Source organism: Streptomyces sp. NBC_00078 (assembly GCF_026343335.1).
Classification (GTDB): Bacteria; Actinomycetota; Actinomycetes; order Streptomycetales; family Streptomycetaceae; genus Streptomyces.
Window position 1 is genome coordinate 6,068,011 of sequence record NZ_JAPELX010000001.1, and the last position, 17,379, is coordinate 6,085,389.

9 protein-coding genes are annotated in these 17,379 nt (G+C 71.6%); 6 read left to right on the top strand and 3 right to left on the bottom strand.

Annotation, left to right across the window (positions count from 1 at the left end):
* The first annotated feature begins 105 nt into the window (after positions 1-105).
* The 3 genes from OOK07_RS28625 (at position 106) to moeZ (ending at position 3,044) form a co-directional block, all read left to right on the top strand.
* A complete protein-coding gene (locus OOK07_RS28625; RefSeq protein ID WP_266684572.1) occupies positions 106-1,065 on the top strand; it encodes an NAD-dependent epimerase/dehydratase family protein in 960 nt (319 codons plus the stop codon).
* Positions 1,053-1,802, top strand: a complete 750-nt coding sequence (locus tag OOK07_RS28630; RefSeq protein WP_266799311.1) for a spherulation-specific family 4 protein — start codon at positions 1,053-1,055, stop codon at positions 1,800-1,802. Before OOK07_RS28625 ends, OOK07_RS28630 begins: the two co-directional genes overlap by 13 nt.
* Before the next feature lie 63 nt (positions 1,803-1,865).
* Positions 1,866-3,044, top strand: a complete 1,179-nt coding sequence (moeZ, locus tag OOK07_RS28635) for an adenylyltransferase/sulfurtransferase MoeZ (RefSeq protein ID WP_266684576.1) — start codon at positions 1,866-1,868, stop codon at positions 3,042-3,044.
* 110 nt (positions 3,045-3,154) lie between these two features.
* On the opposite strand, the gene OOK07_RS28640 is transcribed toward moeZ, so the two are convergent.
* From OOK07_RS28640 to OOK07_RS28650, 3 genes are all read right to left on the bottom strand, one after another.
* A complete protein-coding gene (locus OOK07_RS28640) occupies positions 3,155-4,714 on the bottom strand; it encodes an alpha/beta hydrolase (RefSeq protein WP_266684578.1) in 1,560 nt (519 codons plus the stop codon).
* 137 nt (positions 4,715-4,851) lie between these two features.
* Complete coding sequence (locus OOK07_RS28645) at positions 4,852-6,402, bottom strand: alpha/beta hydrolase (RefSeq protein ID WP_266684580.1); 1,551 nt, start codon at positions 6,400-6,402, stop codon at positions 4,852-4,854.
* Between the two features lie 179 nt (positions 6,403-6,581).
* Positions 6,582-9,350, bottom strand: a complete 2,769-nt coding sequence (locus OOK07_RS28650; RefSeq protein WP_266799313.1) for a lysylphosphatidylglycerol synthase domain-containing protein — start codon at positions 9,348-9,350, stop codon at positions 6,582-6,584.
* Positions 9,351-9,548: 198 nt separating this feature from the next.
* Here OOK07_RS28650 and OOK07_RS28655 point away from each other — a divergent pair, with 198 nt between their 5' ends.
* The 3 genes from OOK07_RS28655 (at position 9,549) to OOK07_RS28665 (ending at position 17,369) form a co-directional block, all read left to right on the top strand.
* Positions 9,549-9,935 carry an MGMT family protein gene (locus tag OOK07_RS28655; protein ID WP_266799314.1) on the top strand — a complete coding sequence of 129 codons (387 nt, stop codon included), beginning with the start codon at positions 9,549-9,551 and terminating at the stop codon, positions 9,933-9,935.
* Positions 9,936-10,192: 257 nt separating this feature from the next.
* A complete protein-coding gene (locus OOK07_RS28660; protein ID WP_266799316.1) occupies positions 10,193-13,762 on the top strand; it encodes an ATP-dependent helicase in 3,570 nt (1,189 codons plus the stop codon).
* A 100-nt stretch (positions 13,763-13,862) separates the two neighbouring features.
* On the top strand, positions 13,863-17,369 hold the full coding sequence (locus OOK07_RS28665; RefSeq protein WP_266799317.1) for an ATP-dependent DNA helicase: 3,507 nt from the start codon (positions 13,863-13,865) through the stop codon (positions 17,367-17,369).
* Positions 17,370-17,379 lie beyond the last annotated feature (10 nt).

Consider the following 17,379-nt stretch of genomic DNA (forward strand, 5'->3'; position numbering starts at 1 on the left):
GCAGCCGCCCGGTCCCGCCGCCCGAGGCAACCGCACCACCCCCTCCGAAGGAGAAGCCCAGATGATCACCTCCCGACCCGACGCCTCGGCCCCGGGAGCCGCCCGATGAGAGTCCTGTTGATCGGAGCCAACGGCTACCTCGGCCGCTTCGTCGCCGACCGTCTGCTCGCCGACCCGGCCGTCCAGCTCACCGCACTCGGCCGCGGGGACGACGCCGACGTCCGCTTCGACCTCGCGTCCGGCAGCCCCGGTGCCCTCACCCGCTTCCTCGACGCGGTCCACCCCGGAGTCGTCGTCAACTGCGCCGGCGCCACCCGGGGCGGCGCCCGCGATCTCACCCGCCACAACACCGTCGCCGTCGCCACCGTCTGCGAAGCCCTGCGGCGCAGCGGCTGCGGCGCCCGCCTGGTGCAGATCGGCTGCGGCGCCGAGTACGGGCCGAGCCAAGCGGGCTCCTCCACGGCCGAGGACGCCGTGCCGCGCCCCGGCGGCCCGTACGGCGTGAGCAAGCTCGCCGCCACCGAACTGGTCCTCGGCTCGGGCCTGGACGCGGTCGTCCTGCGGGTATTCTCACCGGCCGGCCCCGGCACCCCCGCCGGCTCGCCGCTCGGCCGCCTCGCCGAGGCCATGCGCCGCGCCATGCAGTCCGGCGACGGCGAGCTGAAGCTCGGTGGCCTCGGCGTCCAGCGCGACTTCATCGACGTACGGGACGTGGCCCGCGCCGTGCACGCAGCCTCGCTCTCGGCCGCCCAGGGCGTCATCAACATCGGCTCGGGCCGCGCCATCCGCCTGCGCGATGCCGCCGCCGTGCTCGCCCGCGTGGCCGGATACGGCGGCGCCCTCCACGAACTGGACGGCCCGCCCGGCGCCCTGCGGCCGACCATCGGCCACCCGCGCCCCGAACCCGACCACGCCGCCCCGGCGGCGTACCCGTACCCGGACGGCTGCGGCAGCTGGCAGCAGGCAGACGTGCGTACGGCACGCGACCGGCTCGGCTGGCGTCCCAGGATCAACCTCGAAGAGTCCCTCGCCGACATCTGGATGGAGGCGGCATGCCGTATCTGACCAGCACCAGAGCGGGCACCGCGAGCACCGACGTCCGCACCGGCTTCGGCATCCCCGGCTACGCACACCCCCTCGTCGCCCCCACCGAGTGGGCCGAACTCACCCGCCCCAATACACCCTTGCACTGGGTCGTCCTCAACGTGGCCGACGGCCCCGGCTCCCGCCCCGATCCACACTGTCTTGAGGCAGCCGGCCGCCTGCGCAACGCGGGCGTCCGGGTCCTCGGTCATCTCGACTGCGCGTACGGGGCCCGGGCCTTCGGCGAGGTGATCTCCGACGCGTACCGCCACATCGACTGGTACCAGGTCGACGGCTTCCTCCTGGACCGCTGCCCGAGCGAACGCGCCTCGCTCGCCGAGATCCGCCGCACCGTCGGCACGCTGCGCACGATCCGTGACGGTGCCCACATCGTCCTGGGCCACGGCACTCACCCGTACCCCGGCTATGCGGACAGCGCCGACCAGATGGTCACCTTCCGCGGCCCCTGGAGCGACTACCGCTGGTCGCAGGTGGCCGAGTGGACGGCCGGCCATCCGCCCGAGCGCTTCTGCCACTTCGTGCACGGGGTGCCCCGCCCGCATCTGGAGGAGGCACTGCGCATCGCGCGCTGGCAGGGCGCCTCGACCATCTACTTCACCGATCACACCGACCGTGGTGGCCGCAGCGACCCCTGGGCGACCATGCCCGGCTACTGGGACGAAATCGTCTCGCGGATCGGAACGGGTGTCTCGGAATGAAGAAGGCCGTGGCAGTGTTACGGGGAGAACAACTGTAGTGATTGACCGACCAACGGAGTCCCCGTGTCGCTGCCACCCCTGGTCGAGCCCGCTTCTGAGCTCACCGTAGACGAGGTCCGCAGGTACTCCCGCCACCTGATCATCCCCGACGTGGGGATGGACGGGCAGAAGCGGCTGAAGAACGCCAAGGTGCTCTGTGTGGGCGCCGGCGGCCTGGGCTCGCCGGCGCTGATGTACCTGGCCGCCGCGGGCGTCGGCACGCTCGGCATCGTGGAGTTCGACGAGGTCGACGAGTCGAACCTGCAGCGCCAGATCATCCACAGCCAGGCCGACATCGGCCGCTCCAAGGCAGAGTCCGCGCGCGACTCCGTCCTGGGCATCAACCCGTACGTGAACGTGGTCCTTCACGAGGAGCGGCTCGAGGCCGACAACGTGCTGGACATCTTCAGCCAGTACGACCTGATCGTCGACGGCACGGACAACTTCGCGACCCGCTACCTGGTCAACGACGCGGCCGTGCTGCTCAACAAGCCGTACGTGTGGGGTTCGATCTACCGCTTCGACGGCCAGGCCTCCGTCTTCTGGTCCGAGCACGGCCCCTGCTACCGCTGCCTCTACCCGGAGCCCCCGCCGCCGGGCATGGTCCCCTCCTGCGCCGAGGGCGGCGTCCTGGGCGTGCTGTGCGCGTCCATCGGCTCCATCCAGGTCACCGAGGCCATCAAGCTCCTCGCGGGCATCGGCGAACCCCTGGTGGGCCGCCTGATGATCTACGACGCCCTGGAGATGCAGTACCGCCAGGTCAAGGTCCGCAAGGACCCCGACTGCGCGGTCTGCGGCCCGAACGCGACCGTCACCGAACTCATCGACTACGAGGCCTTCTGCGGCGTCGTCTCCGAGGAGGCCCAGGAGGCCGCCGCCGGTTCGACGATCACTCCCAAGCAGCTCAAGGAGTGGATCGACGACGGCGAGAACATCGAGATCATCGACGTCCGCGAGATCAACGAGTACGAGATCGTCGCGATCCCCGGCGCCAAGCTGATCCCGAAGAACGAGTTCCTTATGGGCACCGCCCTGGAGAGCCTCCCGCAGGACAAGAAGATCGTCCTGCACTGCAAGACGGGTGTCCGCAGTGCGGAAGTCCTCGCGGTCCTGAAGTCCGCGGGCTTCTCCGACGCCGTGCACGTCGGCGGCGGCGTGATCGGCTGGGTCAACCAGATCGAGCCCGGCAAGCCGGTGTACTAGCCCGACCAGCCGGCGTACTGGTCGGCGCATCGGGCGCACGCCTTCTCGGCAGGGGCCCGGCACCACGCGTGCCGGGCCCCTCTCCGTTTCCCGGGTCAGGAGCGCCCGGGCTACGAGGCGCAGACCTTGCCGTCCTTGGGCACCGTCCCCTGCAGCAGATACGCGTTCACCGTCGAGTCGACGCAGTCGCTCCCGCTGCCGTACGCGCCGTGTCCCTCGCCCTTCCAGGTCAGCTCCACGCCGACGCCCCTGCCCAGTTCGTCGGCCATCTTCCGGGCGCCCTCGTACGGAGTCGCCGGGTCGCCGGTGTTGCCGACCACCAGGATCGGTGCCGCACCGGGCGCGCTCACCTCCGGGGTGTCGTACTGGCCGGCCACCGGCCAGTCGTGGCACCAGCCGGCCGTGTCCCAGCCGAGGAAGGCCCCGAACACGGGTGAGATCTTCTCGAACGCCGGCAGCAGCTTCTTCGTCTCCTCGGAGGTCGGCCGCTGCTTGTCGTCCAGGCACGATATGACTCGTTGCGAGTGGGTCGCCGTGCCGTAGTGCCCCGATGTGTCGCGGTCGTTGTAACCGTCGGCGAGCGCCAGCAGCTCCGAACCGTCGCCCTGTTCCGCCGAGTTCAGAGCGCTGGTCAGCGTGGGCCAGCCGGCCTTGCTGTACAGCGGCATGACGATGCCGGTCACGGCGAGCGTCTGCGTCAGTTTCCGCCGGGACGAGGTGGGCAGCGGGTTCGTGTCGAGCCGCTTCACCAGGTTCGCGATCTTCTGGGTGCCCTGCTTCGGGTCCTGGCCGGTCGACTTGAGGTAGTCGTCCAGGGCGCGCTGGAAGCCCTTGGTCTGGTTCTCGGCGTGGCCCACGGTGTCGGCGCTCGGGTCGACGACCGCGTCGAGCGTCAGCCGCCCCACGTGCTGGGGGAACAAGTGGGCGTAGACACCGCCGAGTTCGGTGCCGTACGAGATGCCGAAGTAGTGCATCTTCGTGTCGCCCAGCACCTGGCGCATCAGATCCATGTCCCGGGCCGTGTCTGTCGTCGACACGTGCGCCATCAGCTTTCCGGCGGCCTTGTGGCAGCCTTTGCCGAAGTCGACGGCGTCCTGGAAGTACGCCTTCTCCTCGGCCGGAGTGTCCGGGGTGGCATCCACGCCCTCGGCGGCCTGGATGTTCCTGTCGCTGCGGCAGCGCACGCCCTCGCTGGCGGCGACCCCGCGGGGGTCCCAGCTCACCAGGTCGTACCGCTCGCGGAGCACGGACACCGTGGGGGCGTACGAGGGCATCATGGACACGCCCGAGCCGCCGGGGCCGCCGAAGTTGAACAGGAGTGAGCCGATGCGCTTTCCTCCGCGGGCCTTGGCCCGGATGAGCGCGAGGCCGATCGTGCCGCCCTGGGGCCTGGACCAGTCCAGCGGGGCGTTCAGCGTCGCACACTGCCAGTCGTTGCCCGGTGCGGGGGAGCCCGCGGTGCCGTCACAGCGCCCCCAGGCGAGCTTCTGCCCGGTCAGTGAAGAGGGCAACGCGGCGCTCGTATCGGCGGGGGAGCCGGACGACGGCGAGGCGGCCACGCTCGTCCTGTCACCACCCTTGCCGCCGTCGGACGACGAACCGCTGCTGCAGCCGCCCACCAGGAGCGCCGCGGCGGCCCCCAGCGCGGTGAACCGCACCCATCGCGCCATGTCCCTTCCCCCCTCGCAGGCCGTCCGCGTCGGGCAGCAGACGGCGGTCAGGCCATGGTAGGCGGATCAAGTCACATCTGCCCGAGCCTGTGGATAACCTTCTGACCTGCATGTTTACCCAGAATCTGCCGTGTGCTTCAGGCGCAGACGATTCCGGCCGGCGGCACTTTCCCGTCCAGTAGATAGCCGTTCACCGCAGCCTGCACGCACTTGTTCTTGCTGTCGTAGGCGCCGTGCCCCTGGCCCTTGTACGTCAGCTCGACGCCGACGCCCCTGCCCAGCGCGTCCACCATCTTCTTCGCGCCCTCGTACGGCGTGGCCGGGTCGCCGGTGTTGCCCACGACGAGGATCGGTGCGGCCCCCGGCGCGCTCACGTCGGGATGGTCGGCGGCGCCCGCCACCGCCCAGTCGGTGCAGCCGGCCATGCTCCAGGCCAGGAAGTCACCGAACAGGGGCGAGGCGGACCGGAACTCGGGCAGTTTCTGCTGCACGTAGCCGGTGCTGTAGCGGGGCTTGTCGTCTGCGCAGTTGATCGCGATGTTGGCGGCGGTGATGTTGCTGTACTCGCCGTTCTCGCTGCGCCCGTTCAGCGAGTCGGACAGCGCCATGAGGACCTTGCCGTCGCCGTCGTACGCCTGCTGCAGGCCCTCGGTGAGGTACTGCCAGAAGTCCTTCGAGTACAGCGCCTGTGCGATGCCGTTGGTTGCGGCGGTCTGGGTCAGCCGGCGGGGGAAGATACCGGAGATCGGCTTGCTGTCGAGGTCATTCAGCAGTGTGGCGATACGGTCCTTCACGTCCTGGGCGGTGTCGCCGATGGGGCACTCCGTGGTCTTCGACGTGCAGTCCTCGGCGAAGTTGTCGAGCGCGAGCTGGAAGCCCTTGGCCTGTCCGAGCGAGCCCTGTTCGGAGTTCTGCGTGGGGTCGACGACCGCGTCGAAGACGGCACGGCCCACGTGCTTGGGGAACAAGTGGGCGTAGACACCGCCGAGTTCGGTGCCGTAGGAGATGCCGAAGTAGTACAGCTTGTCGTCACCGAGGACCTGGCGCATCAGGTCCATGTCCCGGGCCGCGTCGGTGGTGCGCACATGGGGCAGCACCTTCTTGGAGTTCTTCTCGCAGGCCGAGTTGAACTGCTTGGTGCTGTCCAGGAAATCGGCGCGCTCGGCGGCGTCGTCGGGGGTCGCGTCCTGCTGGAAGTACGCGTCGAGCTGCTGGTCGCTCTCGCACTTCACGGGGGCGCTGCGGCCGACTCCGCGCGGGTCGAAGCTGACCAGGTCGTAGCGGGTGCGCAGTTTCGCGTAATCCTGGCCGAAGGAGGGCAGTGTGGTGACGCCCGAGCCGCCGGGTCCGCCGAAGTTGAAGACGAGTGAGCCGATGCGCCTGCTCTTCTGGCCGCTCGCCTTCGCACGGATCAGCGCGATGCCGATCGTGTCGCCCTTGGGTTCGGCCCAGTCGAGGGGCGCCTTCATCGTGGCGCACTGCCACTGGCCGCCGTTCGGCAGGGCGGAGGGGGCGTCGCCGCCTCCTTCGGCGGCGGACGGGGCCGGGCAGTTCGTCCAGTCCAGCTTCTGGGCCGACAGGTCCTCGTCCTTGGAGTCGCCGCTGCTGCTGCATCCCGCCAGCACGGCGGACAGCAGCACGACGGTGGCGGTCAGAGCGGCGGCGCGCAGGCGGGGAGGATTCGGCATGGTTCCATCCTGCGGTCGCGTCGGCGGGGACGCTCGGGGCGCGCGCCGTAAGAGGTACCGAGAGGCCCGAGAGGTACGCCGTCCACGGTCGTCGTACTACGGCCTTCGCAGTACGGCTTTCGCTGTACCGCCATCGCACTGCAGCCTTGGCACTACGGCCCTCGCTCACAGCCTTCCTGCTACAGCGCGCCCTTGCGTGAGAGTTGGTTGAAGGCCAGCCAGCCCGGCAGCACCGGCAGCCACAGCGTCAGCAGACGGAACAGCAGGACGGCCGGGGCGGCCACCTCCTTGGGCAGGCCCACGGCGATCAGACCGACTGTCAGGGTCGCCTCGACCGCGCCCACACCGCCGGGGGTCGGGGCGGCGGACCCGAGCGCGTTGCCGGCGAGGAAGACGACTGCGACGCTGGCGATGCTGAGGGAGGTGCCCTGGCTGCCGAAGGCACGGATCGAGGCGTCCAGGCACATCACGAAGCAGGCGGTCAGCAGCAGCATGCCGCCGATGCCGGTGACGAGCTTCTGCGGCCGCTGCAGCACGTCCAGCATGCGCGGCACGACACCGGCGAAAAGCGACCGCACGCGCGTGGCGACGAATTTCCGCAGGAAGGGCACCGAGGTGACCACGAGGACGAGCACCGCCACCGTCAGCAGACCCGCGATGACCGTCCGGGACGGCGACAGCGAGGGCGTTTTCTCGGTGCCTGTGAGGTAGCCGAAGGACAGCAGCATCAGGATGTGGCAGCCGAGCCCGAACAGCTGTGAGGCGCCCACGCTCGCCACCGCGAGTCCCGGACGCACCCCCGAGCGCTGCAGGAAGCGGGTGTTGAGGGCGACGCCGCCCACCGCGGCCGGAGCGACGATCTTGACGAACGACCCGGCGACCTGCGCCGCCACGGCCCGAATGAACGGCACCCGTTCGGGCACGAACCCCAGCAGCGCCATCGCCGCCGCGAAGTAGCTGGCCGCCGAGAACGCCGCGGCCGCCAGGACCCAGCCCCACTGCGCGTTCGCGACCAGGGGGCCGAGTTCGATGTGGGTGAGCTGCGTCAGCAGGAAATAGGCACCGATGGCGCCGGCGATGAAACTGATCAGCGTGCGTGGCCGCACCCGCTCCAGGCGGGCCGGTTCCACGGGCGCCTGCGGCCTGATCAACAGCACCTGGTGACGGATCTGCGTGAGCAGATCCTCCTCGCGAGCCTCGTCCAGGGCCTCGTCGATGGCCCTCTTCTCGGCCCGCTGCTCGGCGCGCACGGCCTTCTTGTCGGGCTTTTCGAGTACGAGGGGCCCGGTGTGGTCCGAGGCCTCTTCCAGCCGGGCCTGCTTGGCCTGACGGGACGCCTCCAGGACCGCCTCGCGCTCGCGCTGGGCGCGCTCCCGGGCCAGCTTGCGCAGGGTCGCGCGGGAGGTGCGGCTGAGGGCGATGGGCTGCAGCATCGGCAGACAGTCCGCCACGTCGTCCGGGCCGAGCACACCCACCGCCGACGCCACCGCACGCTCGGCGCCCACCCTCAGTCCGAGCGTCACCAGGAGCTGCGAGATGTCCATGCGCAGCAGCAGGTCGCCGGCCGCGATCTCGCCGACACGCAGATCGGTCAGGATCACCGTGCCGGAACGATCCACCAGAATCGCCTCGCCCACCAGCCTGCGGTGCGCGATGCGCCGGGACTGCAGCGCCCGGACCTGGTGCCAGGTGTCGTGCAGCAGCTCGTCGGTGATCTCGTCGTCTGCCAGGGCGTCGAGCGTGCGCCCGCCCGTGTGCTCGTAGACGAGTATCACGGCGTCCGGGCCGAGCTCCGAGGTCGCGATCAGCTTGGGTGCGTTGGCGCCGGCCGCGATGGCCGCGTAGGCGAGCAGCGCCTCCTGCTCCAGCGCCTGCCGCAGCGACTGGAGGCTGCTGCGCGTGGCGAAGCCGCGCAGCGTCAGATTGCGCCACGCACGGTAGAAGAACCCCTGAGCCTGCTGCTCCCGGTCGACCACCGTCACGTCCAGCGGCGGTCCGTCCTCCAGCGTGACGAAGTAGCGCCGGCCCCGGTCCCCGGCCTCCGGGTTGTCCGAGACCTCCTCGCGGGCAGCGCTCACCGGACGGAAACCGACGTGCCTGAGGCCCGCCATCAGGGTCCGCCCGGTGGGACGGACATTGGGCGAGCCGACCGCGTACAGCGTCCCGTAGGCCACGGTCCAGCCGATCAGCACCGTCAGGATGATCGAGAACGGTGTCGTGTAGCCGGTGACCAGCATCGAGAAGGCATCGAGGAGCAGCACGATCCACAGCACCGCGCGCCAGCGTGGCCGCCGGGACATGCCGACGGCGGTCATGTACGCGATGACCGGCGCGAGATAGCCGTGCACCGGGTCGGTCAGGGCGTGGATGTCGCCGGGGGAGGGCTGGGTGAGCGCCTCCTGGATGGAGTCGGGTGCGGCCTTGGCGACCCACAGGTCTGTGGCCAGAGTCACTCCGTGTGCGAGGACCGCGGCGAGCACACCGTCGGCGATGCGCAGCCCGTCGCGCTTGATCAGCCGCTCGATCGCGAACGCGACCGGCACCAGGAGGATCGCGATGCTGGACGCCAGACCCGCGATCTTGATGAGCAGATCGGGCGCCTGCCCGGTGCCCTTGTTGATGTCCTGTTCGAGGCCCGAGGTGGTGCCGTGGGCGAACGCGGCGATCGCCAGCAGCACGATGACGGCGAGTACGCCCACCAGGAGGCGCATCAGGTCGGACGGACGGTGCACGCGCGCGGGGAGCAGCGGCTCGTCGCCCTCGACCTCGTCGATGTGGGCCTCGTCGCAGAACTCGTCCTCGCCGCTGTCCACGTGGGAAGGAGTGTCCTTACCGCTCGTACCGGCACTGGAACCGGCGTCGGAGTCGGTGCCGGAACCGGTGTGGGGGCGCGGCGAAGAGGCAGAGGTGCTCTCCGCGTCCTCTGGGTGCGCACCCTGCTGCTTCATCTTCTCTTCTTGATCTCGTATCACCGGTCACCGCCCGCATGATGGTGGCATGCCCCACCGACACGCGGGGGTGTCAGGGTGCACATGCGGGGGCGCACAGTCTGCCGGAAGCGCCGCCCGGGGGCGAGGGAGAGGCACAGCCGCACGCACAGTCGCGGGCCCGGCACACTGTCGGAGGCGTGGGGCAGGATGGGCCGGATGAGCGAGGAGAGCCTTCCGCACGACGACCGCCCGGAGCCCCCGGACGCGCTGCCGGAGTACGCCGAGCGCGTCCTGGACGTCGCCGAACTGATCCCGCCCGGGCATGTCATGACATACGGCGACGTTGCCGAATGGCTGGAGGAGGGCGGTCCCCGCCAGGTCGGCCGCGTGATGGCGCTCTACGGGGGAGCCGCCCCCTGGTGGCGCGTCGTGCGCGCGGACGGCGTCCTCCTCCCGGGCCACGAACTGCGCGCCCTCGACCACTACCGCGTCGAGGGCACCCCCCTGAAGGAGGCGAGCAGAGCCACCGAAGGCCACCTGCCGCGCCTCGACATGAAGCGGGCGCGGTGGGACGGCGGCGAACACGCGGACGGTCACACCTGACAGCTTCCGCCATACGAAGGGTCCGCGGGTGGCCCGTGATCCGTACGAGGGAACAGGGGCACGTCCGTGGCATGCCGTACGTTCGTGAGGCGAGGGGCGCGCGGGTCGCGAGTGCCGTACGGGAAGAAGAGGAAGCCCTGCTTCCGCACCGATCGTCGGCGTAGCGTCGGCAGCACGCGTCCCCCTCACCTCCCGATCACCGTCCTCCACGCACGGTGGTCCGACGACCAGCACAACCACCAGGACCGGCGAACCACGTGAGCTCCTCTTCCTCCACCAGGCGCCTGCCGCACCCCCAGGTGCGGCAGGGGAACCGTGGCGCTTACCGACTGGTTCGTACACCACCGGCCACAGCGGCTCCCCCTCGTCTGGACGCGGCACAGCGCTCCGTGGTTGACCACACAGGCGGCCCGCTGCTCGTCCTCGCAGGCCCGGGCACCGGCAAGACCACCACGCTCGTCGAGTCCGTGGCGGCCAGGATCGCCCGCGGCGGCGACCCCGAGCGCATCCTGGTGCTGACGTTCAGCCGCAAGGCGGCCGTCGAACTGCGCGATCGCATGGCGCTGCGCATAGGGGCGGCACGCGCCCCCCGGGCGACCACCTTCCACTCGTTCTGCTACGCCCTGGTCCGCGCCCACCAGGACAGCGAACTGTTCGTCGAGCCGCTGCGCCTGCTCTCCGGCCCCGAGCAGGACGTCACGGTCCGCGAACTGCTCGCGGGACAGGGCGGCCTGGAGCGGCTCGGCCTCGCGCACGTGCGCTGGCCCGACGAGCTGCGGGCCTGCCTCACCACCCGCGGCTTCGCCGACGAGGTCCGCGCGGTCCTCGCCCGCAGCCGGGAACTGGGCCTGGGGCCCGGCGCCCTGGACGCGTTCGCCCGCCGCATCGGCCGCCCCGACTGGCGCGCCGCGGCCGCCTTCCTCGCCGAGTACCTCGACGTGCTCGACATGCAGGGCGTGCTCGACTACGCGGAACTCGTCCACCGCGCGGTCCTCCTCGCCCACCGCCCCGACACCGCCGCGCGGCTCGCCGCGCAGTACGACGCCGTCTTCGTGGACGAGTACCAGGACACCGACGCCGCACAGGTACGGCTGCTGCACGCGCTCGCCGGCGACGGCCGCACCCTCGTCTCCTTCGGCGACCCGGACCAGTCGATCTACGCGTTCCGGGGCGCCGATGTGAACGGCATCCTGGAGTTCCCGGCGGCCTTCCCGCGCGCGGACGGCCGCCCGGCACCCGTCGAGGTCCTGCGCACCTCCCGCCGCTCCGGCGCCGCGCTGCTCGGCGCGACCCGGCTGCTCACCCAGCGCATGCCGCTCACCCGCCTGCCGGCGGAGAAAGTACGCGCGCACCGCGACCTCGCCCCCGTCCGTGACGGAGGCCACGTCGAGGTCTACACGTACCCGACGCCCGGTGCCGAGCTGGACAACATCGCCGACATCCTGCGCCGGGCACACCTGGAGGACGGCGTTCCGTGGCGCGAGATGGCCGTCCTGGTGCGCGCCGGATCCCGCACGATTCCGACGGTCCGCCGCGCCCTCACGGCCGCCGGCGTCCCCCTCGACATCGACGGCGACGACCTGCCCCTGCGCCACGAACCAGCGGTGGCGCCCCTGCTCACGGCACTGAAGGCGGTGGCCGCGGCGGAGGCGGCCCCGGGGGGAGCGGACGGGGACGTACGAGGCGACGCCGGGGGCGAGGGCAAGGGCTACGGAAACGGCTACGACTCGCGCGAGGACGGGCTGAAGGCACCGGAAGACGGCGAGGGCCGACGGGCGGCATCGGAGGACGACGGTGACGAGCCGACCGCACCGGAAGACGGCGAGGAGGAACTCGCCGCACCACAAGACGGCGGAGACGAGCTGACGCCGGCAGAAGACGGCAGGGAACAACTCGCCACACCGGAAGACGGCGAGGCCGACTCGGCCGATGCGCCGGACCCGTGCTGGCTCGACACTGAAACCGCCCTGACGCTGCTCGCCTCCCCCCTCGCCGGCATGGACGCCGCCGATCTGCGCCGCCTCGGTCGTGCCCTGCGCGACGAGGAACGGGCAGCGGGCAACGCCCTGCCGCCGCCCTCGGACGAACTGCTCACAAGGGCGCTGGCCGAGCCGGAGCGCCTGGTCACACACGACGCCACGTACGCGCGCGGCGCACAGCGTCTCGGCGCGCTGCTGCGCAAGGCCCGTGAGCGCCTCGCCGGCGGCGGCACGGCCGAGGAGGCGCTGTGGGACCTGTGGGAGGGCACACCCTGGCCGGCCCGCCTGGAGCGATCCGCGCGGCGCGGTGGCGCCGCCGGACGCAACGCCGACCGTGATCTGGACGCCGTGTGCGCGCTGTTCGCGACCGCCGCGCGCGCGGAGGAACGCACGGGAGGCCGGGGCGCCCTCAACTTCCTGGAGGAGATCGAGGCCGAGGACATCGCCGCAGACACCCTCACGCGGCGTGCCGTACGCCCCGACGCCGTACGCCTGATGACCGCGCACCGCTCCAAGGGCCTGGAGTGGCGGCTCGTCGTCGTCGCGGGCGTCCAGGAGGGCCTGTGGCCGGACCTGCGCCGCCGCGGCTCGCTGCTGGAGGCCGACCGCATCGGCCGCGACGGACTCGCCGAACCGCTCACTCCGGGTGCACTGCTGACGGAGGAGCGACGCCTGTTCTACGTGGCGGCCACACGCGCGCGTGAACGGCTCGTGGTGACCGCCGTGAAGGCCCCCGCGGACGACGGCGACCAGCCCTCCCGCTTCCTCACCGAACTCGGCGTCGAGCCCAGGGACGTCACGGGCCGCCCGCGCCGCCCGCTGTCCGTCGCAGCGCTCGTGGCCGAACTGCGTGCCACGACGGTCGACCCGCGCGTCTCGGACACCCTCAGGGAAGCCGCCGCCCACCGGTTGGCGCGGCTCGCCGCGCTCGCCGACGAGGACGGCCGCCCGCTGGTCCCCTCGGCCCACCCCTACCGTTGGTGGGGCATGTACGAGCCGACCGAGAGCAAGGTGCCACTGCGCAACCGCGACGAGCCCGTCGTGCTCTCGGGCAGCGCCCTCGACCAGCTCGCCAACACCTGCGCCCTGCAGTGGTTCCTGGGCCGCGAGGTCAAGGCCGACGCCCCCGCGTCCGCCGCCCAGGGCTTCGGCAACGTGGTGCACGTCCTCGCCGACGAGGTCGCCTCCGGCCACACCCCCGCCGACCTCGCCGTCCTCATGGAGCGCCTCGACTCCGTGTGGAACGCCCTCGCCTTCGACGCGCCCTGGAAGTCCGTACAGGAGAAGGAGAACGCGCGCGTGGCGCTCGAACGCTTCCTGACATGGCACGTCGACACCAGTGGCGCCCGCTCGGGCCGCGTACCGGTGGCCAGCGAGCACGGCTTCGACGTCACCCTCGAAGCGGGCGACTACGAGGTCCGCATCCGCGGCTCCATGGACCGCGTCGAGACCGACGGCGAGGGCCGCGCCTACGTCGTCGACTTCAAGACCGGCAAACAGGCGCCGACCGCACGCGAGATGGAACACCACCCGCAGCTCGCCGTCTACCAGCTCGCGGTCCGCGAAGGCGCCGTGGACGACGCCTTCGACGGGGTGCGCCCCGAGGCCGCCGGCGCCGAACTCGTCCAGTTGCGCCAGGGTGCCGCCCGACGCGACGGCGGCGAGACCCTGCCCAAGGTGCAGGCCCAGGCACCGCTGGAGGGGGAGTGGGTCGGTGAGCTGCTGGCCAACGCCGCCGGGAAGGTCCTCGACGAGCGGTTCACACCGAGCGCCGGCCAGCACTGCACCCACTGTGCGTTCCAGGCGTCCTGCAGTGCACGGTCCGAGGGACGGCACGTCGTCGAGTGACGTGGGTGACCCACGACACCACCCGTGCTGACCTGCGCTTCTGCCCGCCCCGAAGCGGATCCGTCCGCCACTGTCAGTGGCCGCCGCTAGCCTCTGTGACGTGCCGCCCCGTATCACCGACCCCGATCAGCTCAAGGAGCTCCTGGGGATTCCGTTCACCCCGGAGCAGACGGCCTGCATCGTCGCGCCGCCCGCCCCGCAGGTGATCGTGGCCGGAGCCGGCTCGGGCAAGACGACGGTGATGGCGGCACGCGTCGTGTGGCTCGTCGGCACCGGCCAGGTCGCCCCCGAGCAGGTCCTCGGCCTCACCTTCACCAACAAGGCCGCCGGTGAACTCGCCGAGCGCGTCCGCAAGGCGCTTGTCAGGGCCGGGGTCACCGACCCCGACGTCATCGACCCGGACAACCCGCCCGGCGAGCCCGTGATCTCGACGTACCACGCCTTCGCGGGCCGCCTCCTGACCGACCACGGCCTGCGCATCGGCCTCGAACCGACCGCCCGCCTCCTCGCCGACGCCACCCGCTACCAGCTCGCCGCACGCGTGCTGCGCGAGGCACCAGGCCCCTACCCGGCGCTCACCCGCTCCTTCGCGGACCTGGTCAGCGACCTGCTCACCCTCGACGCCGAACTCGCCGAACACCTCGTACGGCCCGAAGACCTGCGTGCGTACGACGCCGCGCTGCTGCGCACCCTGGAAGGCACCAAGCTCGGCAATGACGCGTTGCGGCAGGCCCCCAAAGCCGCGGCCGCGCGCCGTGACCTCGCCGGCCTCGTGACCCGCTACCGCGCCGCCAAGCGTGAACGCGACCTGCTCGACTTCGGCGACCAGATCGCCCTGTCCGCACAGCTCGCGCAGATCCCGGAAGTCGGCCGCATCCTGCGCGACGAGTTCCGCGTGGTCCTCCTCGACGAGTACCAGGACACCTCGGTGGCCCAGCGCATCCTCCTGGCCGGTCTGTTCGGCGACGGCACCGGCCACCCCGTCACCGCCGTCGGCGACCCCTGCCAGGCGATCTACGGCTGGCGCGGCGCCTCCGTCGCCAACCTGGACGACTTCCCGCAGCACTTCGCGCACCCCGACGGCCACCCCGCCGCCCGCCAGGCGCTCAGCGAGAACCGCCGCAGCGGCGGCCGGCTCCTCGACCTGGCCAACGGCCTCGCTCAGCCCCTGCGCGCCATGCACGCGGGCGTGGAAGCCCTCCGCCCGGCCCCCGGCGCCGAACGCGACGGCACGGTGCGCTGCGCGCTGCTGCCCACCCACGCCGACGAGATCGAGTGGCTCGCCGACTCCGTCGCCCACCTCGTGAACACCGGGAAGGCACCAGGCGAGATCGCCGTCCTGTGCCGTACGGCGACCGACTTCGCCGAGATCCAGGGCGCCCTCGTCGCCCGGGACGTGCCCGTCGAGGTGGTCGGCCTGTCCGGACTGCTGCACCTCCCCGAGATCGCCGACCTGGTCGCCGTCTGCGAGGTCCTTCAGGACCCCGGCGCCAACGCCTCACTGGTCCGCCTCCTGACCGGCCCGCGCTGGCGCATCGGCCCCCGCGACCTCGCCCTCCTGGGACGGCGCGCCCGGCTCCTCGTCGCCCACGCACGCGTGGACGGCGACGACGACCGCGACCGCCGGCTCGCCGAGGCCGTCGAGGGAGTCGACCCCTCCGAGGTGACCTCGCTGGCGGACGCCCTCGAAACCTTCCTGGAGATGCCACTCGACGCCGCACGGGAGGACGACGCACTGCCCTTCTCCCCGGACGCGCGCGTCCGGTTCGCACGCCTTGCCGCCGAACTGCGCGACCTGCGCCGCTCGCTGGCCGACCCCCTCATGGACGTCCTGCACCGCGTCCTCGCCGTCACAGGCCTGGAGGTCGAACTGTCCGCGTCCCCGCACGCCCTGGCCGCCCGCCGCCGCGAGACCCTCTCCAACTTCCTGGACATCGCCGCCTCCTTCGCCGCCGGCGACGGCGAATCCAGCCTGCTCGCCTTCCTGGCCTTCCTGCGAACGGCCGCCCAGTACGAGAAAGGCCTCGACAACGCCCTGCCCGGCGGCGAGAACACCGTCAAGGTCCTCACCGCCCACAAGGCCAAGGGCCTGGAATGGGACGTCGTGGCCGTGCCCGGCCTGGTCACCGGCACTTTTCCCAGCACCAAGGGGCGCGAGAAGTGGACCGCCCAGGGCAAGGTGCTGCCGCACGAACTGCGCGGCGACGCCGACACCCTGCCCGACGTGGACACGTGGGACTCCCGGGGCCTGAAGGCCTTTCAGGACGCCATGAAGGAGCACCAGCACACCGAGGAACTCCGCCTCGGCTACGTCACCTTCACCCGCCCCCGCTCCCTGCTCCTCGGCTCGGGACACTGGTGGGGCCCCGCCCAGAAGAAGCGCCGCGGGCCGTCCGACTTCCTGCAGGCCCTGTACGACCACTGCACGGCCGGACACGGCGAGATCGAGGCATGGGCGGACGAACCCGCCGACGACGAGGAGAACCCGGCCCTGCACGCCGCAACCGCCGACCAGGTCTGGCCACTGCCCCTGGACGACGCGGCCCTCACCCGACGCCGCGCGGCCGCCGAGACAGTCCTGAACCATCTGGCCTCCCACGAGGACGTCCACCCCGCCGCCACGCACGACCCGGACAGCCACGGCGACCCGGACTGGCCACCACCGGACGACGACGCGCCCCACGACGAGGAAGACCCCTTCACGGACGAGGACGCCGCCGACTGGGACACCTGGCCCACGGCCCGCCCCACCGTCCCGCACCAGGCCACGGCCCCGGAAAGCACCGAGCACCACGGCACACCCGACAGCACACACACCCACCCGCAGGACACAGCACGCCAATCCACCCCCGCCCACCCCCGCCTCACCCCTGAGGAAGCCCGCACCCTCGCCTCCTGGGACCGCGACCTCGACGCCCTCACCGGCGAACTCCTGCGCGCCCGGGAAGCCGTCACCGACGTCCCCCTCCCCACCTCGCTCACCGCATCCCAGGTGCTGCACCTGGCCGCCGACCCCGACGGCTTCGCACAGGAACTCGCGCGCCCCATGCCACGCCCCCCGCAACCCGCCGCGCGACAGGGCACCCGCTTCCACGCCTGGGTCGAGGCACGCTTCGAAGAGCTGACCCTGCCCGTCCTGGAGCCGGACGAACTGCCCGGCACCGACGCCGAGATCGCCGACGAACGCGACCTCGAAGCCCTCAAGGACGCCTTCGAACGCACCCCATACGCCCACCGCACACCCCACCGCGTCGAAACCCCCTTCCAGCTCGCCATCGCCGGCCGAGTCGTCCGGGGGCGCATCGACGCCGTCTACAAGGAGTACGACGGCGACGCGACGGCGTACGAGATCGTCGACTGGAAGACCAGCCGCACCCGCACCGCCGACCCCCTCCAGCTCGCCCTGTACCGGCTCGCCTGGGCCGAGCAGCAGGGCGTACCCCTGGAGTCCGTCAACGCCGCGTTCCTCTACGTACGCACTGGTGAGGTTGTACGACCGCAGGGTCTGCCGGACCGGGCGGCACTGGAGCGGCTGCTGCTGGCAGAGCCGGCCGCGCAAGCAAACTGTGAGGAACCGCCCAACGAGGATGTCGGTGCGGGCCGATAGGCTCGTGACC

What these genes read in the sequence shown, in the direction of transcription:
- OOK07_RS28655 (WP_266799314.1), top strand. Translation starts at nt 9,549, where the DNA reads ATGAGCGAGGAGAGCCTTCCGCACGACGACCGCCCGGAGCCCCCGGAC.
- OOK07_RS28650 (WP_266799313.1), bottom strand. Translation starts at nt 9,350, where the DNA reads ATGAAGCAGCAGGGTGCGCACCCAGAGGACGCGGAGAGCACCTCTGCC.
- OOK07_RS28625 (WP_266684572.1), top strand. Translation starts at nt 106, where the DNA reads ATGAGAGTCCTGTTGATCGGAGCCAACGGCTACCTCGGCCGCTTCGTC.
- OOK07_RS28645 (WP_266684580.1), bottom strand. Translation starts at nt 6,402, where the DNA reads ATGCCGAATCCTCCCCGCCTGCGCGCCGCCGCTCTGACCGCCACCGTC.
- OOK07_RS28630 (WP_266799311.1), top strand. Translation starts at nt 1,053, where the DNA reads ATGCCGTATCTGACCAGCACCAGAGCGGGCACCGCGAGCACCGACGTC.
- OOK07_RS28640 (WP_266684578.1), bottom strand. Translation starts at nt 4,714, where the DNA reads ATGGCGCGATGGGTGCGGTTCACCGCGCTGGGGGCCGCCGCGGCGCTC.